Below are 26,177 nucleotides of genomic sequence, written 5' to 3'. Positions count from 1 at the left end.
TGAGTTACTTGTTTACAGAATCGTAACTGTTGGAGGAGGAATCTACCGAATCACTTTGTTTAACAGAAATGATACTGACATATATTTAGCGGGAGAAAAATTAAAATAAAAACTACTATTCTTATTTCTATTTTTTAACAAAAACATATAAAGCAGATTAACCTTCAATGAAAAGAATATATATTGAATAAATATATCTTAATACAATAAAACAGGATATTTCTATCTTTTCAAAATAAAAAACCAGCATCGGAACCTATTTTTACTATTGAGTCAGATCCATTTTCACTTTAAATTCCAATACATTTACAAATGATTTGGAATTTGAATTTTTAATATTGGAATTTTTATTGATATTTTTCAATGAGGTATAAACAAAAAAAAGTCCTCTAGAAGAGGACTTTTATATATTTAGTAACATTGTAGTTAATTACAATTTAGCAACGTGTTTTGTTAATTTAGACTTCAAGTTAGAAGCTTTGTTATCATGAATGATATTCTTTTTAGCTAACTTATCAATCATAGAGATTACAGTTGATAATTTTGCAGTAGCATCAGCTTTATCAGTAGCTATTCTTAACGCTTTAATAGCATTACGAGTAGTCTTATGCTGATATCTGTTAAGAACTCTTCTTTTTTCGTTACTTCTGATTCTTTTTAATGCTGACTTATGATTTGCCATTTTCTTTAATTTTAGATGTAATAATTATTATAAATACTAGTTAAAAAAGAAAAACCTCCCACAATTGCAAAACAATCACTTTGGTTTTAACTAATAAAACAAAAACCGAGACACCAATTTTTATTTTACAAAACTTATTTACAACTAATTTTGTAGTCCGTAGGGGAATCGAACCCCTGTTACCAGGATGAAAACCTGGCGTCCTAACCCCTAGACGAACGGACCTTAATTCTCCTAAGTTTGGAAACTCTTCAATATGTAATATAACTTGTAGTCCGTGGGGGAATCGAACCCCCCTTACCAGGATGAAAACCTGGCGTCCTAACCGATAGACGAACGGACCGTGCTTCTCTAATGCGGATGCAAAGATACATCTATTTTTTAGTTGCACAATAGTTGAGGCAAAAAAAATTATTTTTTTTTAATATGCCTTAGCAAAAAGCACTCTTTTTGAAGAAGGATTCCCAGTAAATACACAGGCCCCCGCCTCTTCAACAGCATCCAAAGGAATGCATCTAATTGTTGCTTTTGTCAAATCTTTTATCTTCTCTTCGGTCGCAGCAGTTCCATCCCAATGAGCTGAAATAAATCCGCCTTTTCCTTCTAAAACTTGCTTAAACTCCTCAAAATTATTTACTTCCGTAATATGAGTATTACGATAGTTTAATGCTCTGTCAAATAAATCGATTTGAATCTGTTCTAATAAATCATTTACATATTCCACGATTTTTTCTGCAGCAACAACTTCTTTTGATAAATTATCACGTCTTGCAACCTCAAAAGTTCCGTTTTCTAAATCTTTTGGGCCAACAGCAATTCTAACAGGCACACCTTTCAATTCCCATTCAGCAAATTTGAATCCCGGTTTTTGCGTTGTTCTGTCATCGTATTTTACCGAAATCTTAAGCTTTCTCAATTTAGCAGCCAATTCATTAACCGCAGCTGTAATTTCAGCCAGTTGTTCATCCGTTTTATGAATCGGAACAATTACAACTTGTATTGGCGCTAAATTTGGAGGCAGTACCAATCCCTGATCGTCAGAATGTGTCATAATCAGCGCTCCCATCAATCGGGTAGAAACTCCCCACGAAGTTCCCCAAACGTGTTCCTGTTTTCCTTCTGCGTTAGCAAATTTCACATCAAAGGCTTTTGCAAAATTCTGACCTAAAAAGTGGGAAGTTCCGGCCTGTAATGCTTTTCCATCCTGCATCAATGCTTCAATACAATATGTTTCATCTGCACCGGCAAAACGTTCACTCTCTGTTTTAAATCCTTTTACAACAGGGATTGCCATGAAATTCTCAGCAAAATCAGCATATACATTCATCATTTTTTCAGATTCTTCCAAAGCTTCTGCCTTTGTAGCATGAGCGGTATGTCCTTCCTGCCACAAGAATTCTGCAGTTCTTAAAAACAAACGTGTACGCATTTCCCAACGCACGACATTTGCCCATTGGTTAATCAACAAAGGCAAATCTCTATAGGATTGAACCCATCCTTTATATGTAGACCAGATAATTGCTTCACTCGTTGGACGAACAATAAGCTCTTCTTCTAATTTAGCGTTAGGATCAACCATTAATTTTCCAGGTCTGTCCTCATCGTTCTTTAATCTATAGTGTGTTACAACAGCACACTCCTTTGCAAATCCCTCTGCATTCTTTTCCTCCGCTTCAAACATACTCTTAGGAACAAATAAAGGAAAATAAGCATTTTGATGTCCTGTTTCTTTAAACATTCTATCTAACTCTGCCTGCATTTTTTCCCAAATTGCATATCCGTATGGTTTGATCACCATACACCCTCTAACTCCTGAATTTTCAGCTAAATCTGCTTTGACAACCAGTTCATTATACCATTTAGAATAATCTTCTGATCGTGTAGTAAGGTTCTTACTCATATTATATAGTTTGGCACAAATTTTGTTTTAATAATTTTAACTAAATAGTTTGACAAAACTAACTATTTTTGTAATGTGCAACAATAAAAAACACCACAGATATGAAAACTAATATTACTCTCCGCCAAAACTCAAGTCATTTTTACTTAATTGGATTACTGAGTTTTCTGTTAGCATCTTGTGGTTCTTACCAAAATACATCCTATCAAGATAATGACGGTGTATATGGTAACTCTACCAACAGATACGCGCAAACAAATACCACGAACACAAATAATCAATATAAAGATTACTTCAAGTCCCTTCAAGATGATAACCAGCCTACTGAAATTTTTACCGATGTAGACAATTATGGTAATTATGCTGAAAGCGACAGTACACAAACAGCAGCTGTATCTTACCCGGCTTGGGGAAGCAGCAATTCAGAAGTTTCTGTAAACGTTTACTCTAACCCTGCATGGTCATTCGGATTTGGATGGGGTTACCCTTATTACGGATACGGATGGGGATATGGCGGTTATTGGGGCGGATACTGGGGTTATCCTGGTTACGCTTGGGGATACCCTGGATATTGGGGACCTGGATGGGGATACGGATATCCTGGATATTGGGGTGGAAGTTACTACAGAAACTACTCTTATAACTACGGAAGAAGAGGATCTGCCGCTTACTATGGAGGCAGAAACTATGCTTCAAACAGAAACTTTGTAAACAGCAGAAACTATTCTAACAGAGGAAGCTACACAACAAACAGAAGCTATACCAATAGATCAAACGGTTATTCTGATTACAGAAGAAGCTCTTCTGTAAACGGAAGAACTTATAATTCCAGCCCGACTTTCAGCAACAGAAGAAGTTATTCTCAAGGCCAAAGTAACAGCTACGATTATTCTAATAGAAGATCAAGCTCTGCAGCAACTAACAGAAGTTACAACTACAACAATAACAACAGCAGTTCATCAAGAACTTACTCTCCTAGCCCTTCACGCTCAATGAACAGCGGCGGAGGCGGAAGTATGAGATCATCTGGCGGCGGAGGCGGTGGAAGATCATACGGAGGCGGTGGAGGCGGAAGAAGGTAACATTTTCCTTCTTTTCCACATCTAGTTTATATATTTAAAACTACCCAAATGAAAAAAATATTATTCCTTTTAATTACAGGACTAACTGTCAGCGTCTCACACTCTCAGGATGTTTCTGATGCTTTACGATATTCACAAGATAACATAACCGGAACTGCAAGATTTAGAGCAATGAGTGGTGCTTTTGGAGCTGTGGGAGGTGATTTGTCTGCTACAACCGTGAATCCGGCTGGATCTGCAATTTTCAACAACAATCAAGTTGGAATTACATTAAGCAATCAAAACATTAACAATGGTTCAAAATATTTCAACAGTAACGAAACCCAAGACAAAGACAATTCTTTCATCCTAAATCAGGCTGGCGGTGTTTTTGTTTTCAAAGATCGAAATCCTAACAATAAAGGATGGAATAAAATTGCAATTGGAGCAAGCTACGAAAACACAAATAATTTCAACAGCAATACTTTCTCAGCAGGAAGAAATCCAAATAATTCTGTAGCTAATTATTTCCTAGCATATGCAAATGGGGATCCTTTAAAAAACAACGCTGTTCCACTAGGAGCCATAAGAAATACAAACTATGCGGATCAAACTTACAAACAGCAACAAGCTTATTTTGGTTATTATGGATTTGTAATAAATCCCGCAGACGATGGTGATAATGGAAACACAGAATACACAGGTAATCTAGCTCCCGGAGGGAATTATTATCAGGAAAATAACATTTACGAAAGAGGCTACAACAGTAAAGTAAGCTTCAACATTGCAACATCATATAATGATCGCATTTATCTTGGAGCAAACTTAAACGTACACGTAACAGATTATAGAAGATCAAGTAGTTTTTACGAGTTTAACAACAACCCACTTACTGGAACACCAACTATTTCTGATGTAACATTTAATAATGAATTATACACTTATGGTAACGGATTCTCTTTTCAATTAGGAGCAATCGCTAAAGTTACAGAAGCTTTCAGACTTGGATTAGCATACGAATCAAACACATGGTACGAACTATACGATGAAGTATCTCAAAGCCTCTACACTACTACACAGGCAGCAGGCGGATCTTTAAATTATGCCAATATAAATCCAAATATTGTAAACGTTTACGAGCCTTACACTTTACAAACTCCAGGGAAATTTACTTTTAGTGGAGCTTACATATTTGGTAAATCAGGCTTAATTAGTGTAGACTATTCCATTAAAGATTATAGTAATGCAAAATTTAAACCAACAAATGATCCAGATTTTAGAGATTTAAATACTGAAACAAGCAATGAATTAACCACTAATGGTGAATTAAGAGTTGGAGCTGAATTTAAAATAAAACAATTAAGCATTAGAGGAGGATATCGTTTTGAAGGAAGCCCTTATAAAAACGGAACTACAGTTGGAGACTTAAACAGTTTTTCTGCAGGTTTAGGGTATAACTTTGGAGCAACTAAATTAGACTTAGCTTATTCGTATTTAGAAAGAAAATCTAATCAAGGTTTCTTTGCTACAGGATTTACTGATGGCGCAAACATTACATCGAAACTAAACAATGTTTCTTTGACTTTATTATTTGAATTGTAATTAAGAATAAATAGATGAATGGAAATTTCCGTCAGGTTTATACCTGGCGGATTTTTTTGGCCCTAAAATATCAAGAAGCTCTTCATAAAAAACACCTAAAAGAAACCGAAACAAGCTGTGTTTGAATAAAAAAGTGTAATTTTGCACTCCAATTTATAAAAGTATGAGAACCAAGTCTTTAAAAAAAAACAAAATTAACGTAATCACTCTTGGGTGTTCAAAAAATGTATATGATAGTGAAGTGCTTATGGGTCAGCTTCGTGCAAACGGAAAAGAAGTAACTCATGAAGCCGCTGCAAAGGATGAAGGAAACATTATTGTAATAAATACTTGTGGTTTTATTGATAATGCGAAAGCTGAATCAGTAAACATGATTTTGGAATATGCTGATAAAAAAGATAAAGGTTTAGTTGACAAAGTTTTTGTAACCGGATGTTTATCTGAGCGTTACAGACCTGATTTAGAAAAAGAAATTCCAAATGTTGACCAATATTTTGGTACCACTGAATTACCTCAATTATTGAAAGCTTTAGGAGCTGATTATAAACATGAATTATTAGGAGAAAGATTAACGACTACTCCTAAAAATTATGCTTACTTAAAAATCGCCGAAGGCTGTGACAGACCTTGCAGTTTTTGTGCAATTCCATTAATGCGTGGTTCTCATGTTTCGCAGCCAATTGAAAAATTAGTTAAGGAAGCACAAGGTTTAGCTAAAAACGGCGTTAAAGAATTAATACTGATTGCTCAGGATTTAACGTATTACGGTTTAGATCTTTATAAAAAGAGAAATCTGGCAGAATTGTTAGAGGCTTTGGCAGCTGTTGAAGGAATTGAGTGGATTCGTCTGCATTATGCCTACCCTACTGGTTTTCCAATGGATGTTTTGGAATTAATGAAGCGAGAACCTAAGATTTGTAATTATATTGATATTCCGCTGCAGCATATTTCAGATTCTATTTTGAAATCGATGCGCCGCGGTACAACTCAGGCTAAAACAACACAATTATTGAAAGATTTCCGCGCTGCTGTTCCCGGAATGGCAATTAGAACTACTTTAATTGTTGGATATCCTGGTGAAACGCAGGAAGATTTCGAAATCTTAAAAGATTTTGTTCAGGAAATGAAGTTTGACAGAATGGGCTGTTTTGCTTATTCTCATGAAGAAAATACTCATGCATATTTATTAGAAGATGATGTCCCAGATAATGTAAAACAAGCCAGAGCTAATGAAATTATGGAATTGCAATCGCAGATTTCATGGGATTTGAATCAGGAGAAAGTGGGACAAGTTTTTAGATGTATTATTGATAGAAAAGAAGGTACTCATTTTGTAGGCAGAACTGAGTTTGACAGCCCGGATGTTGATAATGAAGTTTTAATAGATGCTTCTAAACATTATGTAAAAACCGGCGAATTTGTTAATATCAAGATAATTGAAGCAACAGAATTTGATTTATACGGAGAACCTGCTTAAATTTACCGTAAACTCTAGTATTAACTTAGACAAAACAATTTTATGAAAGCTTCTCAAAACTTAACTATATTAGTTTTTACATTATTCTGTTTCAATTTTGCTTCGGCTCAATATGGTAACGGATATAATAATGGTTATGGCAATGGCTATGGCGGCGGCTACGGAAGAGGCGGCGGTATGGGCATGGACAGAAGTATGATGGGAGGACCGCAGGGCAATACCAGTAAACCGAAAGAAATACCTGTTGAAGAAACTGCAGCGAAAATTGTAGAGCAAATGAAACCGGTAGTAAATCTTGACGAACTTCAGGCAATTGCTATTACAAATGTTTTTGCCGACGGTTTGAGAGAACAGGGAATTCTTTTAAAAAATGAAAGCAGCAGCCAGGATGAAAAAATGGAGCAGTTAAAAGCCCTAAAGGAAAGCATGACAAAAAAAATCACTGCTTTTTTAAATCCTGACCAAATAGAGAAATACACTAATTTCATGGCTGATTTCAAAGAAATTAAAAAAACAAAATCAAAAAAGAAAAAAGATTCTAAAGAATCAAAAGATAATGAAGAAGAAAAACCTGCAGAAAAAATTCAGGAATAATTGTTCTAATTCTATTATAAAATGTAATTAACCATGGCAAAAAAACATTTTTGTTATTTGATTTTAGCAATTATTATTACTTCTTGCTCAACAAATCCGTATAAGCATACTGAAAAAGCTTATGACCAGCAGTTAAAAACTTTAGAAAATCAAATTACGAGTAAAGAAGCACAAACAATCCCGCCGATAAGCCCGTTAATTATTGATACAACTTATGCTTCGCAGCTGGGTATTATAAAAGACACGTTATCTAAAACGGGTTCAACGGCTTTAGTAAACGGAATTAGTACGGAATGGATTGGAACTGTAAATTTCAATTTAAGAAAACCTAGTTTTATTATTATTCATCATACTGCTCAGGATTCTCTTCAGCAGACTATAAATACTTTTACTAAAACCAAAACTCAGGTTAGTGCCCATTATGTAATTTCTGAGAACGGAAAAGTTGTTCAGATGCTGAATGACTATTTAAGAGCCTGGCATGCAGGAAATTCTACCTGGGGAAAAAATACTGATTTAAATTCAACTTCTATAGGAATTGAACTAGACAATAATGGTTTTAAACCTTTTACTGAGGCACAAATCAACAGTTTAGTAGCATTATTGACAAAACTTAAAAAGGATTACAATATTCCGACCCAAAACGTTTTAGGCCATGCCGATATTGCTCCAGGAAGAAAACAAGATCCGAGTGCCTTATTTCCGTGGAAAACATTAGCCGAAAAAGGGTTTGGAATCTGGCCGGATGAAGTTCTGGAAGAAGCTCCGTTTGACTTTAAAATTGAGCCTGCGCTAAGAATTATTGGCTACAACACAAAGAATCTTTCTGCAGCGATTCAGGCTTTCAAATTGCATTATATTCAAACTGATGCAACTTCAACGCTTGACCGCAAAACAATTGACACAATATATTCTATATATAAAAAACAGGTTCAGTAAGAACACATCTCCAATAAAATATAAAACGCATTTCTAAAGGTTTAGAAATGCGTTTTTTTATACTTGCATTTTTCCCAAGGATAATAATATACATACAAGATTTTGCCACAGATTTAAAGGCTTAAAAAGATTTTTCACTCTTTGAGTTGATGTTTTTTTTGCCACGAATTTCACGAATTTTCACTAATTATTTTTGGTAAAAACTGTATGCACAAAAAATGGATTTCACGGTTTAGTTAAGAAAGTTTATTAACGATTCTTCGTGTAATGATATAAAAAAATTAAGCAAAATTTAATTCGTGAAAATTCGTGAAATTCGTGGCAAAAAAAATCCTTTATAATCCTTTAAATCTGTGGCAAAATCAAACAAAAAAAATAATCCCAATAAAAAAGCTGCCAAAACATAAGTATATTTCGACAGCTCCAAAAAAAAAAAAAATATCAATCTTTATCTCTAGAAAGAGTATGTTGTAGCAAGCAAGGCGAAGAATGATCCTCCTGTTGGAGCAGCATCACTGTCTAAGAAGATATCTTCTGAAGCAGCATCGTATCTTAACTCGGGAATTATTGTTAGTTTTCCAACTTTATAGTTTAATGAAACTGTATTTGCAAATACATTAGAACCAGTTAATGTTCCTAAACTTGGAGCAGCATCTTTTGCATCAAAATATTCAACTCTGTATGCTAGAAGCAAAGATGGGCTAAATGAATAATTTGCATATCCTACTACTGAAAACCATTCACCATCTAAAGTACTATCGAAATCATGTTTCGTTTTAGCATAAGTTGCATTAAGCCCAAGTCCGAAGCTGTCACTTATTGTTTTAGAAGCTGTCAAATCGAATTGTGTTTTATTCTCATTTGACACCGGTATTGTACTTCCAGGAATTGGGTTTGTACTTCCTGATGTAAAGTTTAAATAAGCGCTTCCTGTTTCACCAACAAAACCTACTTGACCTATATACGTTTTTTGTGTTGAACCAGCATCCATTGCCGATTTAAAATCTGTTGGGTTAGTTATACCAAACATAGCAGTAAATTTACCTTTAGTATATTGTGCTTTAACCCCTGTATTAAAGAATGGTCCATAAGAGAAGGCATAAGACATACTGTAGTTTTTATTGTCTACTGCATCTACTAATTCATACCCTACGTGTGTACCAAAGCTACCGGCAACAACTTTAAATTCGTCTGTAATTTGGTAAGTAAAAAATAATTGTTTAATTAAAAATTTAGCATTTATATCTTTATCTGTTGTTTCATTGTATGAGAACTCTCCTGCTCTTTTTCCGAAACCTAAGTCTACAAAAACAGAAGCTTTTCCAAATGTATGACTTGCTTCGATCGAAGCCATTCCTAATTCAAACGAATCCTGAGAGTTGGTAAAGCTCGTTAATCCGTTCATTTGTTTAGAAAAATCATATTTATAGTAAGCGTCCGCAGACCCTCCCCATGTAGTTGCTGGCGAAGTTTGTTTTTCATCCTCTTGTGCAAAAGCAAAAGAACTGGTTAAAGTGGCAGCTAAAATGTAAAATACTTTTTTCATGTGTTAATTGGTTTTTAGTTATTAATTTGATTTTGGTTAGTTAATCGTTTATATATCTATTAATAGTATAAGTCATTTTTTAAAACCCTGAATCTCCGCCTAAAACCTCTTCATTTTCATTAGCGAATTTATTAACTTTTGTATGAGTAGAATAATTGGAAACTACTTTTTTGAGGTTTATAGCGAAGAATTATGGATTACAAAAATTAAACTGCCAATAATCGTTATTTGACATTTATAGCGTTTTGTTTTTGAAAATTCAATAACGTTTTTTTGGTGTTTTTATTCAAAAAAATTGGGTTATTTAAAAACTACAATCAAAAAACAGATAAAAAACTAACTTAAAAACACTTTAAAACAATATTACCCCTTAAAATTTTAGGGGTGTATTAAAAAACAAATATTTAAAACAAAACCAGACCCTTATTATTCAAAAAATCCATCAATGGTAAAGCTTAACAAAATTTCTTACAAAAATAAATTCCTTAAAACACCCGTTAAATATGTTATTACAAAATCAAAAATTCACCCGTAAAACAAAAAAAGCCTGCTCAAATCTGAACAGGCTTACTTATTAACGAAAGAGTTTTTTTACTCTTGACTATTATACTTTCTTAAAAACTCACGGACCTTGATCCCGGATTCTTTTAAGTCTTCATCTTTCCACTTTCCATCTGATTTTGCGGTCTTTTTTAAAATCGAGCAAGTTTCATCTTTATCAGAAACTGACCATGTTATCCAGCTTAATTTTTTAGATTCCATCCAGTCAATATATTCCTGCCATGCTTTTACATTTAAAGTTCCGTCGCCGGAAGCTTCCGTTCCTGCAGATTCAGAAATAAAAATAGGCAGACCTCTTTTCAGTGCTTCATCTGTTCTGTCCCTTAATTCTTTACCATGTGTTGCGGCGTAAAAGTGTAAAGTATACATTATATTATTATATCCTAAAATTGGATCTTCTGCAGGAAGGTCAACATCCTGATCCCAATGCGGTGATCCTACCAATATAATATTGTTGGGGTCATTTTCTCTAATTACCCTTATTACTTCTTCGGCATAGGTTTTAACTTCCCACCAGGTTTCATAATCAGGTTCATTAAATACCTCATATATTATATTAGGGTACTTGGAGTACTTTTGAGACATTTCTGCAAAAAATGCTTTTGCTTCTTTTAAATTAACATTATGGCTGTGCCAATCTATAATTACATATATATCAGATTTTATAGCACCATTTATTACGGCTTCTATTTTTTCTTTTGAAAACTGAGGGTCATTAGTATAGGAGTAATCTCCAAGTTCGATTCCCATTGCGGCACGCACGACATTGCAATTGAAATCTTTTTTGAGCCAGCTTACGGCTTTTTCGTTGTAAAATCTCGGCCACATACTATGCCATCCAAAACTCAAGCCCCGCAAAACAACGGGTTCATTGTTTTTATCTACTAACTGAGTTCCCTGAAGGCTCAATTGACCATGCTTTTTTACAAATTGTGCTTGTACAAAACAGCATACTAATAAGAATAAAATTGTAGTTAATTTTTTAAACCTCATCATAAATTTAAATTTTAAAGAGACAATTTTAATGTTATGCAATCATGCGAAGCTAATTCTGCTGCAAAATTCTTTTTTGTATTTCCTGAATCTTTATTAGTCCAAAGATTTTTTAATTTGAATGTAGTTTTATTAAAATCAGCTTCATAGCCGAAATCTACATCTTTTATTGCATTCTTTTTCCAATCGAAATTAATTTTTTTAGAAACTTCACTTCTGTTTAAAAAAGTAACCGCCCAATTTCCATCAGATAAAGGTTTTACCCAGACTTCTAAACCGTCTTCTGCTGAATGCTTAAAACCCTGAATTCCTAATTTATCCTGATTTACAGCGATTAATTCTTTATTGGTTAAAATCGCTAATGTTTCTTTTGACATTTTTCTGAAATCATTTCCTGCAATAAGCGGCGACGAAAGCATACACCACATTGCAAAATGTGATTTATCTTCAGTATCGTTCATTTCGTTTCCAACTTCCATCATATCAAAATCATTCCAATGATCCGGTCCGGAATATTTACGGATGTCTTTTCGCATTTCGGCAATTTTCATAAATCCCCAGGAAGACCAGTTTTCAGGATGTTTGAATTCGCAGTCAAAGCAAGGATAAATATCTCCGGAAATTCTCCAAAGATTTCCAACAGGTTTTCCCCACTCCCACGGCAGATTATCTCCCCATTCGCAAAGGCTGAAAACAATTGGCCGTCCTGCAGTTTTTAATGCGTTGCTCATGGTTGTATAAGCTTCTGGTGCAGTAATTCCTTTTGTGTTACACCAATCGTATTTTAAAAAATCGATTCCTAGTTTAGCATAAAAACGAGCATCCTGATATTCATAACCACGAGTTCCCGGATATCCCGCGCAGGTTTGCGTTCCGGCACAATTGTACAAGCCAAATTTTAAGCCTTTACTGTGTACATAATCGATTACAGATTTCATTCCGTTAGGGAATTTAACAGGGTCCGGAACTAAATCTCCGTTTGCATCACGTTCTTTGGCCATCCAGCCATCATCTAATACTATATAATTGTAACCGGCAGCAGCCATTCCTGATGAAACCATTATATCAGCGGTTTCTTTTACCAATTTTTCATCAATATTTGTTGCAAAAGTATTCCATGAATTCCATCCCATTGGCGGCGTCATGGCCAGACCTTCAAATTTTCCTGCAGTCAGCGTATGTGTATTCCCCTGGCTGAAACCAAAAACGGAGACACATAAAGCTAATCCTAAAATAATTTTCTTCATTTTATAAAATTAAAAACACATTTATAAAAAGATATTCCCTAACTTTTCAATTAGGGAATATCTTAAACTAACTCAAAAAAGCAACTTTATTTATTTTAATACAAATCCTATATCATCAAATAATACAGTATTACCTCCATCATTATTTGATTCCTGGAAGGTAAGCATCCAAAGACTCGTAGGATTTCCTAAATCGCTAAAAGGAATTTCCAGATAAACCCATGAAGTTGTAACAGGTAAAACATAGTTTGCTCCGCCGTTTACACTAAAATTAACTCGTCCGGTTTTTGAACCTTTAATGGCGATACGTAATGCTTTGTATGGGGTTAAATCAACATTGAAACCCCAGTTTCCTCCATCCCATTGACCAAATTCCCATTGCCATGATTTTTCGCCCTGATAAGAATCTCCTTCAAAAGCAAAATTAACTCCTTTTCCAGCCCATGGACCTCCCCATTGCACACCATACAATATATCATCGTATAATGCTGTTCCTATAGCTTCTTTTGATACGGCTGCTCCGGATATATTAGCTACAGAAAGATATCTGTGATTTGCATTTGCCGGGATTTTTACCACTATCTGCTCTAAAGTTGAAGATACAACTGTAACAGGAACTGCAGGCTGTGTTGGTGTTTCTGCCAGGGTAACTACAGGGTTTAGGAAATATTTGCCTTTAATTATTACCTGATCTCCCTCTGCACAATTGATAGAATTAAAACCGCTAAATGTAGGTACCGGCGGGGCAACTGTCAAATTATACACAACAGTTCCTCTTTCTGTAACCACTTTTAACTGATTAGAAGCATTAGCATAAGGAGTGTCTTCATCAACCAATATAATTATATCAGTATCTGTTACAAATGTTGGTCTGAAATAGGTATCAAAATCATTAAAGTATACTTTTTTCGTGGTAAGCAATCCTTTACCGTGAATTACATAATAATTTTTTGGATCTACTAATGTTACCGGAGTCAATGGTTTAAGACTTCCATCTGCATTATAACCAGAAGGCATAACTGATTCTATTACAGGAGCACCAGTATAAACCTCAGCGCTGCTGTCATCACTTGAGCATGAAGTAAAAAGCATTAAAGATAACATCCATGCCATGCATGCTGCTAACGAAACAATTTTTATATTTTTCATATTTTTATTTTTAAAAATTATTTAAAAGTATACGGTGCTACTTCTGTTAATTTTGGATTTTTAATTAAATCATCTGCCGGATAAGGCAGTAAAAGATTTGATGCCGAAATTGTAATATGTTTCGGTGTTTGCTTATCTCCTCTGTTTTGAGCCTCTAAAATTGCTTTTGCCTGAGCAAATGGCAAACGACCTAAATCAAAATAATAATCTCCTTCACAAGCTAATTCTGCACGTCTTTCTTTAAAGATATCATCAAATGAAATAGAAGCTTTAATTGGCAGACCAGCTCTTTTACGTACTGCGTTAAATGATTTTAAGGCTGCAGGATCAGAAGTGCTTCCTGATTGTGACCCTAAAATTGCTTCGGCATGAATTAAAAGCAGTTCAGCATAACGCATCATATAACTATTCATACTGCTTTCTCCATTAAATGGTGCATTGAATGGTCCTGTTATTGGTAAATTCTCTTTCCCTATTACATATTTTTTCAAACCGGATCCTGAATTCTGAGCTTGATTAGCTTCTTCAAAAGTATATCCTAAAAGTTTTGGAGAATCTACTGCAAGTGTTTGTGCATAAGTCAGGTTTGGGTAATAATCTCCAGGAAGCATAAATGTTTCTGCTCTTCTTTTATCTCCCGGCTCATAAACATTATGAATTAAATCCTGAGACGGCGCAATCTGACCTGAATATGAAGTCTCTACTAATCTGTTCTCCGGAGCAAACAATGTGTTTGAAAAGTTCCCCTCAAAATAAGTTCCTGCACCAGTCCACTGCCATGAAAAGATAGACTCTTCATTGTTATTATTTTTTTGAAGCCATAAATCAGCAAAAGATTTTGTTGGCAGTTCATCACCACCCAATAATTTAAATTCGCCGCTGTTAATTACTTCCTGAGCCATAGCTCTTGCCAGATCATATTTCTTTTGATACAGATATACTTTTGCCAAAAGAGCTTTTGCAGAACCGCTTGAAACGTGTGCATTTGCAGCATAATCAGATCCTCTGTTTTTAGATCTTAAATTGGCAATAGCAAATTTTAAATCGTTCTCTATAAACGTATAAACATCTGCTACAGGATTACTTGGAATAACAAAATTCTTAGAATAATCAGCATTGTTTTCAATAATTGGCACGTTACCCCATAATCTTACCAAAAAGAAGTATGAAAAAGCTCTGATAAAATGCATTTCGCCTAAAGCATTGTTTAAGGCTTCGCTGCTTACATCCGGCCCAACACTTTGAGGAAGTAAACTTATATATGTGTTACAATTTGCAACAGCCCCAAAACATGATCTCCATGAATCTCCAATAAAAGACTGTGAATTAGTAAAACTCAAATCTGTAAACTTACCAAATTCGTTATAAGGCCCCGCATACATATTACCAGATATAACATCGGTAATACCATAAAAACCTTCCTTATTCATATTAAACCAAACAATACCATAAAGCCCGTTACTTGCATTGTCCAATTTTACATCAGAATCGTAATAATTTCCTATTGTAGGCACTCCTTCTGCAGGCACGTCTAAAAAGTCCTGAGAGCAAGAAGAAGATATTAACATTAGCAGCGTCAAAGCAGCTGCACCACTTCTTTTTATTATATTTTTCATATTAATTCGTATTAAAATTCAACATTAAAACCAAAAGATATTTGTCTAGGCACAGGATAACGACCATTATCAACACCTGATAATAATGCATCTTGATTGTAAGAACCAACTTCAGGATCATATCCTTTATATTTGGTAAAAGTGTATAAGTTTTGTCCAGAAGCGTAAATTCTCAATCTTGTTAATTTTATTTTTGAGATTACGTCAGAAGGAAGAGAATAACCTAAAGTTACATTCTGAATTCTTAAGTATGATCCATCTTCTATAATTCGTGACGAAACCGCATTATTGATATCATTGTAAGCAGAAGGTCTAGGCAGTGAAGCATCTAAATTGTCTGCAGAATAAAAATCAGCCGCATCTGTTAAATAATTTGTACCTAAATTACTGTTTAATGTACCAGACATACGAGTTAAGTTCATCAGCTTGTTTCCAGAAGTTCCCTGAAGAAAAATAGATAAATCAACATTTTTATACTTAAAGTTGTTTGTTAAACCGTAAGTGAATTTTGGATTTGGATTTCCAATAGTAACTAAATCTTTTGTATCAATAATACCATCATTATTTTGATCCTTGTAAATTACATCTCCTTTTATAAAGTTTGGCTGTAATGAATTTGTTCCGTTTTTTAAAGGTACTCTTGTACCTGCAGCATTTTCGTAGCCATAAGTTAATAAATCTTCATCTGTTCTGTAAATACCTGTTGCTTCATAACCTAAAAATGAACCTATAGGCAGACCTTCCTGAGTTCTCGATACCGTTACCGTATTATAAGCCAGTGTACCCATTGTTTTAACAATGTTTAAGCCTGCCATATTGGTAACTTCATTTTCATATTTTGTAAAGTTTGCACTTGCGTTCCATGAAAAATTTGGTGTAAATTGCTGTGTATAATTAAGAGTAATCTCAATACCCTTGTTTTTCATACTTCCAAGATTAAAAGAAGGAGGGTTTACACCACCCTCATAATCACCACCTCCAGAAAGAAAGTTTGGCAGAGGAACCTGATACAAGAAATCTTTAGAAACTTTTTGATACACATCTATTGTTGCAGAAAGTTTTGAATCAAACATTGTAAAATCCAATCCTAAGTTGGTCTGTTCCTGAGTTTCCCATTTCAAATCTTTATTAGCTGTATTTGACGGCAGATAAGAAGTTCCCATTGAACTGTTAATCAAATGCAGGTTAGAATCATATAAGTTATTACCAATCTGGTTATTACCAGTTTGTCCCCAGCCCACTCTAAGTTTAATATTATCAACATACTTTCTCGTATTTGCCATAAAATCCTCATGAGAAAGTTTCCAGGAACCGCTGGCAGAGCTAAAAACCCCCCATTTGTTTCCTACGAAAAACTTAGAAGAACCATCTGTTCTTACTGCTCCTGTAACGCTGTATTTATCACCAAAATCATAAACAACCCTTCCTAAATAAGAAGCCAAGGTCTGAGTTCCTGAATAAACACCATTTGTAACCGCTTTTGATAAATCAGATGCAGCCAATGATTTGTCATTGTTATCTTTATATCCATAACCTGTTATTGTATATCCTTCCCAGTGAGCTCTGTTTGACTCCTGAACCGCAAGAACAGTAAAATTATGTCTGCCAATAGTTTTTCTGTAAGTAAGCATGTTTTTTAAATTCCATGAGTTACCAGAAGATGGGCTGTAATATAAATTGGCAAAACTTTTTACCGCATTCCCCAACGAATACATTGGATCAAATCTTTGACCTAAATTATCATATATATAACCACCAGCCTCAAAACGATATTCTAAACCTTTTAATATATCAATCTGAGTATAGAAATTTCCTGAATAGTTTTTTCTAACCAATGTATTTGATCCTAATAAAGAAGTAGCAACCGGGTTAACAAAAGATGTCGCTCCTCCAGCAGGCGGGCCGGCAAATGCACCCGAAAGTTCTCTAACTGCAACATCTGGAGTTGCCAATAATGACGTAGCAACTACACCATTAAACTGCCCGTTAAGAGTTAATTTTTCATCCGTAATTGCACCACTTACATTAACTCCAACTTTTATAAACGAATTAACTTTAGCATCAATATTTGTTCTAAAATTATATCTTTTAAATCCAGATTCGATAACAATACCTTCCTGATTTAAAACACCTCCGGATATATAGTAATTTACCCCTTCTTTACCACCTGAAAAAGAAAGCTGATTAGAAGTCATAAATCCTGTTTCATAAATTGCATCCTGCCAGTCAGTACCTTTTCCTAAAAGTTCAGGATGAGCAAATTCAGGTCTGAAAGAAGTTGGATCATATACAGCAGACAAAGCATTTTGATGTCTTGCATATTCCTGCAGATTCATAGAATGAAGTTTCTTTGGCAGGTTACTTATTGTATAAGAATTTTCAAAAGATAATTTACCAGTACCTTTTTTACCAGACTTTGTTGTTACAATAATAACACCATTAGCACCACGAGAACCATAAATAGCGGTTGCCGAAGCGTCTTTTAAAATATCAATAGATTCAATATCACTTGGATTAATAAGAGCTAAAGGGCTTTGTGTTATATTACCGCTATTAGAGAAATTAGAATTTCCCTGTGCATTTCTTCCCGAAGTTGATGAATTTCTTGCATCTCCTGAAATTGGCACTCCATCTATTACATATAAAGGTTCGTTTGTTCCTGTTAAAGACGAAACCCCTCTAATTCTTACCGAAACGTTACTTCCAGGTTCACCAGAATTGCTATTTACAACCACCCCGGCAGCTTTACCCTGCATCATTTGATCAAACGATGCAACTTTTAAGTTTTCAATATCTTTTGAATTAATACTAGAAATAGCACTGTTTACATCTTTTCTCTTTTGTGTACCGTAACCAATTACAACTACATCTTTTAAGTCTTCAGCACTTGATCTTAAGATTACATTGATTGTTCTTTTACCATCAACTGCGATTCTTTGTGTATTAAATCCAATAAATGAATATACTAAAGTTGCATTTGAAGGAGCATCAATAGAATATTTTCCGTCAAAATCAGTTGAAGTAGTTGTCTTCGATCCTGCTATCGAGATATTTGCACCAGGAATCGATAAACCTTTTTCATCAGTTACTGTTCCCGATATTTTACCCTGAGCAGCAATATAATTACTTGTCAGTAACAGAAATAAAATCAATGGAACCGCTCTGTGGTTCGCGTTCCAATGAATAAAGTTAGTCATTAGTTTTTTCATAATAAGTATTGGTTAGTTTAAATTTGTTTAATTCATAATTAAGCAGTAAGGGCAACTTTTACTTCGAAATTATTTAACAAATCTATAACAGATCCAATTATCAAATCGATAGTATTTCATCAATTAATGATAATATTTTCACTATATCTTCTTAAAAAAACACATAATAAAATAAAATCAAGTAAAAAATGAATTATTCACAATGAAACAACCCTTAACAACCACTATTATACAGAAAAGTTAACGAAATCATAAAAATCAAACGTTTTCGTTAAAAATAATATTTACTTATGCAAAAAAAGTATCACTACAAAATACGTTTTAATCCAGAAAAATCCTCACGATATTGACTAGGAGTACAATTTTTAATAGCCTTAAAACTACGATTAAAGTTTGCAATATTATTAAAGCCAGATTTAAAAGCCACTTCAGAAACACTCAAATCTTTCTCAACAAGCCAGCGTGCAGCATATCCAATACGAATGTCATTAATATAGTTTACAAAAGTTTTTCCGGTGCGTTTTTTAATAAAACGATTAAACGAAATTACAGACATACTAGCAACATTTGCCACATCCTCTAAAGTAATTTTATTTGCAAAATGTTTTTGCACATACTCATAAACCAATTTCATTTTATCGTAATCATCGAACTTATCATAGTCAACAGTATAAGTAGAAAGTAATCGCTGATTTCTAGAATTAGCAAGATCATATAATAAGGAAGTAATTTCCAGAAAATAATCCATACCATCTAATTTAGAAAGACTTACCAATCTGGGAGTTAATTCTTCGGCAGCTTTTTTAGAAAATAAAATTCCGTGAATAGACCTATTAAACATATCACGAATTGGATTCATGATTCGTCGTGCAAGCAGTGATTCATGAAATAAATCATTATGAAACTGAATCGTAATTTCGTGTATTTTTTTGTTAGTACATTTATTTAATTCCCAGCCGTGATATAAATTTGGCCCAATCAAAACCAATTCTACATTATCAATTTCTTCAATATTATCTCCCACTACACGCCTTACTCCTTTTCCATTTAAAATAAAATTAATCTCAAATTCGGGATGGTAATGAACAGGAAAATCAAAACTATCCTTAACCCTGTCAAAGACCAAAAAACTATCTCCGGCTGAAAGCGGGGCGATTTCTCTATAAAAATTTTTAGCAGTACTCATCTCTTAAAACTATTTTATCTAAATATCAATTGATTTTTTTCTGCAATAATATGATATATAATTGATAAAATAATATTAATTACGCTATAAACATACATTTATCTTTGAAAAATAGAATTATCAACTTTACAAAATCAGTATTAATAATAAACATTAATCATTTTTAATACTTGAACTTTTTATAGTTTTAATAATTTTATCAGGAAAACAATACCGAATTATAAATAGAAAAATTCAGCTTCAACAATAAGACAGCAATTTCTAACCAAAAGCTGAAAATGTGCTGAAAAACAATATTTTCAAAAAATGAAAAAATACTTTTTTAAGCTTTTAGCCTCCGCATTAATAGGAACCTCTTGCTCTGCACAGCATACTAATAGTAATACAAATTTGTCACTTTCAGATAAAAAAGCAACCCCTGAAACAGTTTTACTGTATAAAAAACTGAATCAACTCATACAAAAGGGTTATCTTTTTGGACATCAGGACGATTTAGCGTATGGAGTAAACTGGAAATATGAAAACGAACGAAGCGACATAAAAGATGTTGTGGGAGACTATCCTGCAGTTTATGGCTGGGATCTTGCGGGTCTGGAAAAAGATGATATAAATAATATAGACGGAATTCCATTCGAAAAAATGAAACAATATATTATTGAAGCCAATGAAAGAGGGGGGATTTCTACAATAAGCTGGCATTTTGATAATCCTGTAACAGGAAAAAATGCCTGGGATAATACACCAAATTCTCTAAAAACTATTTTACCAGGCGGAGAAAATCATCAAAAATATGTTTCATGGTTAGATAAAGCGGCTAATTACCTTCTATCCTTAAAAGATAAAAAAGGAAAAAATATTCCAATTCTTTTTAGACCTTATCATGAACTTTCAGGAGGCTGGTTTTGGTGGGGAAAAGGAAAATGTACATCTGATGAGTTTAAAACTGTATGGAAATTTACATTTGAATACCTGCAGAAAAAAGGTGTACATAATTTAATTTATGTTTACAATACCTCCAGTTTCAACTCAAAAGAAGATTTTCTGGCGAATTATCCCGGAGATAATTTTGCCGATATTTTAAGTTTCGATTCTTATCAAAATAATAATGATAAGGAAGGAATAAAGTTTATTGAAGAAGTTCAAAACCAGCTTAAGATTTTAAATGAAATAGGTCTTGAAAAACATAAATTAATAGCCATTGCCGAAGCAGGTTATGAAGCTGTTCCAGATCCAAAATGGTGGACAGGAACTTTCTCTAAAGCAATTGGCGATTATAAAATATCGTATGTCCTTTTATGGCGAAATCACGGCTGGCAGGAAAACGAGAAAAAAATGCATTATTATGCACCTTTTAAAGGGCAGGTAAGCGAAAAAGATTTCATTGATTATTACAATATGGATAAAACACTGTTCGAAAAAGACATTAACAAATAAATCTGAGTCATCTGCGTGCAAAAAAATCAGCACATAGAAACATGCTTAAAACACTAAAATAATTGCCCCAAAAACAAACTTTACAACCTTTAAAAAACAACCAATGCACAACAAAATTAGTTTAAAAGAAAAAATCGGTTATGGACTTGGAGATGCCGCTTCTTCAATGTTCTGGAAAATCTTTAGTATGTATCTTTTGTTTTTCTATACCGATGTTTTCGGATTAGCTCCTGCCGTTGTAGGAACCATGTTCTTGATTACCAGAATCTGGGATTCCTGCTTTGATCCAATTGTTGGAATCATTGCCGACAGAACAAAAACTAAATGGGGAAAATTCAGACCTTATCTTTTATGGATTGCGATTCCTTTTGCCGTAATTGGAGTTTTGACTTTTTACACGCCGGATTTTGACGAAAAAGGAAAAATAATTTACGCCTACGTAACCTATTCGTTAATGATGATGATTTATTCACTAATTAACGTTCCATACGCATCACTTTTGGGCGTAATGTCATCTGACCGAAAAGACAGAAACACATTATCATCTTACAGAATGGTTTTTGCCTTTGGCGGAAGTCTTTTGGCACTTTGGTTAATTGAACCGCTTGTAAATTATTTTGGCGGAAACCTAAATTCTAAAACTGGCTGGCTTGCAACGATTACTGTTTTTGGAGTAATTACAACAGCATTTTTTTGGGCTTGTTTTTTCTTCACAAAAGAAAGAGTAAAACCTATCGAAAATGAGCAGTCTAACTTAAAAGAAGATTTAAAAGATTTATTAAAAAATAAACCGTGGTGGATTTTATTAGGCGCCGGAATCGGGACTTTAGTTTTCAACTCAATTAGAGACGGAGCAGCAGTTTATTATTTTAAATATTATGTAAGCAGTTCTGTAAATTTTGATTTTTCCCTTTTTGGAACAGATTTCCATATGACCCCAACTTCTATTTATTTGGTTTTGGGGCAGGCAGCCAATATTATCGGCGTAATTATCGCTACTCCAATCGCTAATAAAATTGGTAAAAAGAAAACATTCTTTGGTGCCATGACAATCGCATCAATTTTAAGTTTAGTTTTCTATTTCTTCGGAAAAGAAGATGTTTTCCTAATCATGAGTTTTCAGGCTTTAATCAGTATTTGTGCAGGCTGTATTTTCCCATTAATCTGGTCAATGTATGCAGACAGCGCTGATTACTCTGAATGGAAACAAGGCCGCAGGGCAACCGGATTAGTTTTCTCAGCATCATCAATGTCACAAAAATTTGGATGGACAATTGGCGGTGCCGGAACCGGATGGCTTTTAGGTTATTATGGTTTTCAGGCAAATGTTGAACAAACTGCCGTAACCCAAAACGGAATTCAATTAATGCTAAGTATACTTCCTGCAATCGCAGCCGCAATATCAGTCGCTTTTATAGTATTCTATCCTTTATCCGAAGAAAAACTACAGACAATAGAACAAGATTTAAACGAAAAAAGACATCAAACAAAATAAAAACAAATCAGATACCGAATCAAAAATATGACAACAATAACCTCTTCGACTACTTTTCTGGATCGAAAAGCAGCATTAGAAAAAGAACATAAAGCACTAATCGAACAAAAAAATGCACCGGAAGAAAAGGCTGGAAACGGGATTTATAAACGTTATAAAAATCCTGTTGTTACGGCATCTCACGTTCCGTTGAACTGGCGTTTTGATTTAAACGAAAAAACAAATCCTTTTTTACAGGAACGAATTGGGGTAAATGCCGCTTTCAATGCCGGAGCAATGAAATGGAACGGAAAATATCTTCTTGCAGTTCGTGTAGAAGGAATCGACAGAAAATCATTTTTTGCAATTGCCGAAAGTCCAAACGGCGTAGATAATTTCAAGTTTTGGGATAAACCATGCGTAATTCCGCAAACTTCAGAGCCAGACACAAACGTATACGACATGCGTTTGGTCAATCATGAAGACGGCTGGGTTTATGGCATTTTTTGTACAGAAAGAAAAGATCCAAAAGCACCAAAAAGCGATACAAGTTCAGCCATTGCCAATGCAGGAATAGTACGTTCAAAAGATTTAGTAAATTGGGAAAGGTTACCGGACTTAATTTCGAATACAGGACAGCAGCGAAATGTTGTTTTGCATCCGGAATTCGTAAACGGAAAATATGCATTATACACGCGTCCGCAAGACGGATTTATTGACGTTGGAAGCGGAGGCGGAATTGGTTTAGGATATATTGACGATATGACAAATCCACTTGTAAAAGAGGAGAAAATCATCTTCGGCAAACAATATCATACCATTTATGAATTAAAAAACGGTCTTGGCCCTGCTCCAATCAAAACAAAAAAAGGATGGCTGCATTTAGCACACGGCGTTCGTAATACCGCTGCAGGACTACGCTATACTTTGTATATGTTTATGACAGATTTAAACGATATTTCGAAAGTAACCCACGTTCCTGCCGGACATTTTATGGGACCGGAAGGAATTGAAAGAGTTGGCGATGTGTCAAACGTATTGTTTTCAAACGGATGGATTGAAGATACTGACGGAACTGTTTATGTATATTATGCATCATCAGATACAAGAATGCACGTTGCTGTTTCCTCTGTAGATAAATTAGTTGATTATGTTACCAACACTCCCGCAGATACATTTATTTCTGCTGGATCTGTGGAAACGATCATTAATCAGATCGAAAAAAATAACGCAATTTAAGTATCGTGTGTACAACCTTAAAACAGCTTAAATCTGAATTAACAACAGAGCTGGATTCCATTTTAAATTATTGGTCAAAACATACACTTGATACTCAAAACGAAGGTTTTATTGGTCAGATTGATTTTAACGATCATCTTATTACTAATGCAGAAAAAGGTTCTGTATTAAATTCCAGAATTCTTTGGACTTTTTCATCAAGTTACCAGGTTACCAAAAAAGAAAATCATAAAAAAATTGCTGAAAGGGCTTTTGATTTTCTTTCAAAATATTTTTATGATGCTGAATTTGGCGGGCTTTTTTGGAGTATTAATTTTGATAGAACCCCAAAAGATACCAAAAACCAAATCTATGCTTTAGCTTTTGCTATTTATGGTTTAACGGAATATTATGCTATTTCTAAAGACGAAAAAGCTTTAGAAATAGCAAAAAAATTATATTTTAAAATTCAGGAACACAGTTACGATCCTATAAACAAAGGTTATCTGGAAGCTTTTACAAGAGATTGGCAGCCTATTGAAGATTTGCGCTTAAGCGATAAAGACGCCAACGAAAAAAAGACAATGAACACACATTTGCATATTATTGAAGCTTATGCAAATTTGTTTAAAGTCTGGAAAGATGAAACGCTCCGAAATCACAGTATTGAATTATTAGAAACGATAGAAAAACATTTCATAAATACCGAAACCGGACATCTTCGTTTATTTTTTGATGAAAACTGGATCGAAAAACCGGACGTTATTTCATACGGACACGATATTGAAGCAGCCTGGCTGTTATTACAATGTGCCGAGATTTTAGAAGAGGAGAATTTAATTGCCAATTATAAAAAACATGCCGTTCAAATTGCCGAAGTTACCAAAGAAGGATTTGATTCTGACGGAGGTTTATGGTACGAATTTGATCCTGAAAAAAAGGAATTAATTGCCGAAAAACATTGGTGGGTTCAGGCCGAAGCCTTAATTGGTTTTTACAACGCTTATCAATTGACCGAAAATGAAGACTATTTAGATATTATTTTCAGAAACTGGAAATTCATAAAAAAACATATTCTCGATCTTAAAAATGGCGAATGGTTTTGGGGAATTTACAGCGATTATTCTTTAATCGAAAAAGACAAAGCTGGATTCTGGAAATGTCCTTATCATAACGGCCGCGCTTGTTTAGAACTTATTAAGAGGATAAAAACTTAAAAGCTTCTCCTAATCAAAATTAATTATTGTACTAAAAAATATTGCTTATGAAAACACTTATTCTTTTTAGTTTATTATTTCTAACTACAATAACAAATGCACAAGGTAATCTTGTCAAAAACCCCGGTTTTGAATATGAGTTTGTAAACTGGCAAGGCGGCGACGCAGCCTATATTACTCCTTATGATAAAAAAACAGGAAAAAATTGTGCTGCAATCAATCAATTTGTTGGTGCCGAATGGAAGGCCGTTGATCAAACTATAAACATACCAAAAAACATTTATGCTTTAGAATTTAGTATTTGGATAAAATCTGAAAGTATCGAAGAGCAAAAAGAAGCTTATAAAGCCGGTGCGGCAATTGCATCGTTTACAAATTCAGCAAATAAAGAAATTATATCCGAAACTTTTGCTCAGGTAAAAGGAACGACTGGATGGACAAATTATAAAAAAACTGTGAAAGTTCCAGACGAAGCAAAAAAAGTCCGCATTATGCTTGCTCTGGCACAAACCAATGGCACAATTTATTTTGATGATGTAAAAGTTACCACTCTTTCAGAAGAAGAGTACATAAAACAAAATGCGCCTGCAGTAAGTGAGTCTGAAAAATTAAGTTCAGCGCCAAAACTATTTCTTAATGGCAATTTTGAAGAGAATTTAGCACCATGGAATGGTTCAGGTTCAATTACATCTGAAGATAAAAAAGAAGGAAAATCAGCTTTAGAAATAACTTCGGATATTGCTGAGTGGAAAGCTGTTGATCAAATTTCAGATCTCACTGACGGAGATAAAAGCTTACAGATTTCAGGATGGTTAAAAGCAAAAAACATTAAACAAGGAAAAGACAGCTGGAATAATGGTATGGTTATTATCGAATTTAAAAATGACAAAGACCATAAAGCACAGGAAGATATGATGATTGCAACTGTAACCGGCAATACAGACTGGACATCATTTCAAAAAACATTTACAATTCCCCAAGGGGCAATTAAATACAGAATTATGATTGCCCTAAGCAATTGTACAGGAACATTATTAGCTGATAATATCGAGATTAAAGTCTCTAAATAAAA

General features: G+C 34.1%; 19 protein-coding genes and 2 tRNA genes. 10 read left to right on the top strand and 11 right to left on the bottom strand.

The genetic code is table 11. The features are described from left to right. Positions 1 to 430 precede the first annotated feature (430 nt). The 4 genes from rpsT to proS all read right to left on the bottom strand — a co-directional run bounded on the left by rpsT (position 431) and on the right by proS (position 2,582). Entirely contained in the window at positions 431 to 682 is a 252-nt protein-coding gene (gene rpsT, locus LUU93_RS05135; RefSeq protein ID WP_068844538.1) for a 30S ribosomal protein S20, read from the bottom strand. 153 nt (positions 683 to 835) lie between these two features. Further along, a tRNA-Glu gene (locus LUU93_RS05130) sits at positions 836 to 907 on the bottom strand. Between the two features lie 46 nt (positions 908 to 953). Then, positions 954 to 1,025 (bottom strand) — tRNA-Glu (locus LUU93_RS05125). A gap of 78 nt (positions 1,026 to 1,103) precedes the next feature. Continuing rightward, entirely contained in the window at positions 1,104 to 2,582 is a 1,479-nt protein-coding gene (proS, locus tag LUU93_RS05120; RefSeq protein WP_232678990.1) for a proline--tRNA ligase, read from the bottom strand. Between the two features lie 101 nt (positions 2,583 to 2,683). Between proS and LUU93_RS05115 the strand changes: the two genes are divergently transcribed. The 5 genes from LUU93_RS05115 to LUU93_RS05095 all read left to right on the top strand — a co-directional run bounded on the left by LUU93_RS05115 (position 2,684) and on the right by LUU93_RS05095 (position 8,255). Continuing rightward, a complete protein-coding gene (locus tag LUU93_RS05115; RefSeq protein WP_232678987.1) occupies positions 2,684 to 3,664 on the top strand; it encodes a hypothetical protein in 981 nt (326 codons plus the stop codon). A gap of 48 nt (positions 3,665 to 3,712) precedes the next feature. Continuing rightward, positions 3,713 to 5,245 (top strand): OmpP1/FadL family transporter, encoded by a 1,533-nt coding sequence (locus tag LUU93_RS05110; RefSeq protein ID WP_232678985.1) that lies wholly within the window; start codon positions 3,713 to 3,715, stop codon positions 5,243 to 5,245. 163 nt (positions 5,246 to 5,408) lie between these two features. Further along, on the top strand, positions 5,409 to 6,722 hold the full coding sequence (gene rimO, locus LUU93_RS05105; protein WP_232678983.1) for a 30S ribosomal protein S12 methylthiotransferase RimO: 1,314 nt from the start codon (positions 5,409 to 5,411) through the stop codon (positions 6,720 to 6,722). A gap of 42 nt (positions 6,723 to 6,764) precedes the next feature. After that, complete coding sequence (locus tag LUU93_RS05100) at positions 6,765 to 7,316, top strand: hypothetical protein (protein ID WP_232678981.1); 552 nt, start codon at positions 6,765 to 6,767, stop codon at positions 7,314 to 7,316. A gap of 33 nt (positions 7,317 to 7,349) precedes the next feature. After that, the gene (locus LUU93_RS05095; RefSeq protein ID WP_232678979.1) at positions 7,350 to 8,255 is read left to right on the top strand and encodes an N-acetylmuramoyl-L-alanine amidase; all 906 of its coding nucleotides are present in this window, start codon (positions 7,350 to 7,352) and stop codon (positions 8,253 to 8,255) included. Between the two features lie 454 nt (positions 8,256 to 8,709). On the opposite strand, the gene LUU93_RS05090 is transcribed toward LUU93_RS05095, so the two are convergent. The 7 genes from LUU93_RS05090 to LUU93_RS05060 form a co-directional block, all read right to left on the bottom strand. After that, entirely contained in the window at positions 8,710 to 9,801 is a 1,092-nt protein-coding gene (locus LUU93_RS05090; RefSeq protein WP_232678977.1) for an outer membrane beta-barrel protein, read from the bottom strand. 591 nt (positions 9,802 to 10,392) lie between these two features. After that, positions 10,393 to 11,358, bottom strand: a complete 966-nt coding sequence (locus LUU93_RS05085) for a glycoside hydrolase family 5 protein (RefSeq protein ID WP_232678972.1) — start codon at positions 11,356 to 11,358, stop codon at positions 10,393 to 10,395. An 11-nt stretch (positions 11,359 to 11,369) separates the two neighbouring features. Next, positions 11,370 to 12,602, bottom strand: a complete 1,233-nt coding sequence (locus LUU93_RS05080; protein ID WP_232678970.1) for a glycoside hydrolase family 27 protein — start codon at positions 12,600 to 12,602, stop codon at positions 11,370 to 11,372. A 90-nt stretch (positions 12,603 to 12,692) separates the two neighbouring features. Next, complete coding sequence (locus LUU93_RS05075) at positions 12,693 to 13,751, bottom strand: hypothetical protein (protein WP_232678968.1); 1,059 nt, start codon at positions 13,749 to 13,751, stop codon at positions 12,693 to 12,695. A gap of 17 nt (positions 13,752 to 13,768) precedes the next feature. After that, entirely contained in the window at positions 13,769 to 15,367 is a 1,599-nt protein-coding gene (locus tag LUU93_RS05070) for a RagB/SusD family nutrient uptake outer membrane protein (protein WP_232678966.1), read from the bottom strand. A gap of 11 nt (positions 15,368 to 15,378) precedes the next feature. Continuing rightward, positions 15,379 to 18,576 carry a SusC/RagA family TonB-linked outer membrane protein gene (locus LUU93_RS05065; RefSeq protein WP_232678963.1) on the bottom strand — a complete coding sequence of 1,066 codons (3,198 nt, stop codon included), beginning with the start codon at positions 18,574 to 18,576 and terminating at the stop codon, positions 15,379 to 15,381. A 307-nt stretch (positions 18,577 to 18,883) separates the two neighbouring features. Next, positions 18,884 to 19,762 carry a helix-turn-helix domain-containing protein gene (locus tag LUU93_RS05060; protein ID WP_232678961.1) on the bottom strand — a complete coding sequence of 293 codons (879 nt, stop codon included), beginning with the start codon at positions 19,760 to 19,762 and terminating at the stop codon, positions 18,884 to 18,886. A gap of 306 nt (positions 19,763 to 20,068) precedes the next feature. Here LUU93_RS05060 and LUU93_RS05055 point away from each other — a divergent pair, with 306 nt between their 5' ends. The 5 genes from LUU93_RS05055 to LUU93_RS05035 all read left to right on the top strand — a co-directional run bounded on the left by LUU93_RS05055 (position 20,069) and on the right by LUU93_RS05035 (position 26,175). Continuing rightward, positions 20,069 to 21,196: a glycoside hydrolase family 26 protein gene (locus tag LUU93_RS05055; RefSeq protein ID WP_232678958.1), complete on the top strand. Its 1,128-nt coding sequence runs from the start codon at positions 20,069 to 20,071 to the stop codon at positions 21,194 to 21,196. A gap of 103 nt (positions 21,197 to 21,299) precedes the next feature. Next, positions 21,300 to 22,691: an MFS transporter gene (locus LUU93_RS05050; protein WP_232678956.1), complete on the top strand. Its 1,392-nt coding sequence runs from the start codon at positions 21,300 to 21,302 to the stop codon at positions 22,689 to 22,691. A gap of 27 nt (positions 22,692 to 22,718) precedes the next feature. Beyond that, a complete protein-coding gene (locus LUU93_RS05045; RefSeq protein ID WP_232678954.1) occupies positions 22,719 to 23,909 on the top strand; it encodes a glycoside hydrolase family 130 protein in 1,191 nt (396 codons plus the stop codon). A 5-nt stretch (positions 23,910 to 23,914) separates the two neighbouring features. Beyond that, positions 23,915 to 25,105, top strand: a complete 1,191-nt coding sequence (locus tag LUU93_RS05040; protein WP_232678952.1) for an AGE family epimerase/isomerase — start codon at positions 23,915 to 23,917, stop codon at positions 25,103 to 25,105. Between the two features lie 47 nt (positions 25,106 to 25,152). Next, positions 25,153 to 26,175 (top strand): carbohydrate binding domain-containing protein, encoded by a 1,023-nt coding sequence (locus tag LUU93_RS05035; protein ID WP_232678951.1) that lies wholly within the window; start codon positions 25,153 to 25,155, stop codon positions 26,173 to 26,175. Positions 26,176 to 26,177 lie beyond the last annotated feature (2 nt).

The sequence above is a fragment of the Flavobacterium soyae genome (assembly GCF_021245985.1).
Classification (GTDB): Bacteria; Bacteroidota; Bacteroidia; order Flavobacteriales; family Flavobacteriaceae; genus Flavobacterium; species Flavobacterium soyae.
The sequence above is the reverse complement of the archived record's forward strand: the minus strand, read 5'-3'. Positions and strand labels throughout refer to the sequence as shown.

Coding starts and splice junctions, on each gene's coding strand:
- rpsT (WP_068844538.1), bottom strand. CDS start 682: ATGGCAAATCATAAGTCAGCATTAAAAAGAATCAGAAGTAACGAAAAA.
- proS (WP_232678990.1), bottom strand. CDS start 2,582: ATGAGTAAGAACCTTACTACACGATCAGAAGATTATTCTAAATGGTAT.
- LUU93_RS05115 (WP_232678987.1), top strand. CDS start 2,684: ATGAAAACTAATATTACTCTCCGCCAAAACTCAAGTCATTTTTACTTA.
- LUU93_RS05110 (WP_232678985.1), top strand. CDS start 3,713: ATGAAAAAAATATTATTCCTTTTAATTACAGGACTAACTGTCAGCGTC.
- rimO (WP_232678983.1), top strand. CDS start 5,409: ATGAGAACCAAGTCTTTAAAAAAAAACAAAATTAACGTAATCACTCTT.
- LUU93_RS05100 (WP_232678981.1), top strand. CDS start 6,765: ATGAAAGCTTCTCAAAACTTAACTATATTAGTTTTTACATTATTCTGT.
- LUU93_RS05095 (WP_232678979.1), top strand. CDS start 7,350: ATGGCAAAAAAACATTTTTGTTATTTGATTTTAGCAATTATTATTACT.
- LUU93_RS05090 (WP_232678977.1), bottom strand. CDS start 9,801: ATGAAAAAAGTATTTTACATTTTAGCTGCCACTTTAACCAGTTCTTTT.
- LUU93_RS05085 (WP_232678972.1), bottom strand. CDS start 11,358: ATGATGAGGTTTAAAAAATTAACTACAATTTTATTCTTATTAGTATGC.
- LUU93_RS05080 (WP_232678970.1), bottom strand. CDS start 12,602: ATGAAGAAAATTATTTTAGGATTAGCTTTATGTGTCTCCGTTTTTGGT.
- LUU93_RS05075 (WP_232678968.1), bottom strand. CDS start 13,751: ATGAAAAATATAAAAATTGTTTCGTTAGCAGCATGCATGGCATGGATG.
- LUU93_RS05070 (WP_232678966.1), bottom strand. CDS start 15,367: ATGAAAAATATAATAAAAAGAAGTGGTGCAGCTGCTTTGACGCTGCTA.
- LUU93_RS05065 (WP_232678963.1), bottom strand. CDS start 18,576: ATGAAAAAACTAATGACTAACTTTATTCATTGGAACGCGAACCACAGA.
- LUU93_RS05060 (WP_232678961.1), bottom strand. CDS start 19,762: ATGAGTACTGCTAAAAATTTTTATAGAGAAATCGCCCCGCTTTCAGCC.
- LUU93_RS05055 (WP_232678958.1), top strand. CDS start 20,069: ATGAAAAAATACTTTTTTAAGCTTTTAGCCTCCGCATTAATAGGAACC.
- LUU93_RS05050 (WP_232678956.1), top strand. CDS start 21,300: ATGCACAACAAAATTAGTTTAAAAGAAAAAATCGGTTATGGACTTGGA.
- LUU93_RS05045 (WP_232678954.1), top strand. CDS start 22,719: ATGACAACAATAACCTCTTCGACTACTTTTCTGGATCGAAAAGCAGCA.
- LUU93_RS05035 (WP_232678951.1), top strand. CDS start 25,153: ATGAAAACACTTATTCTTTTTAGTTTATTATTTCTAACTACAATAACA.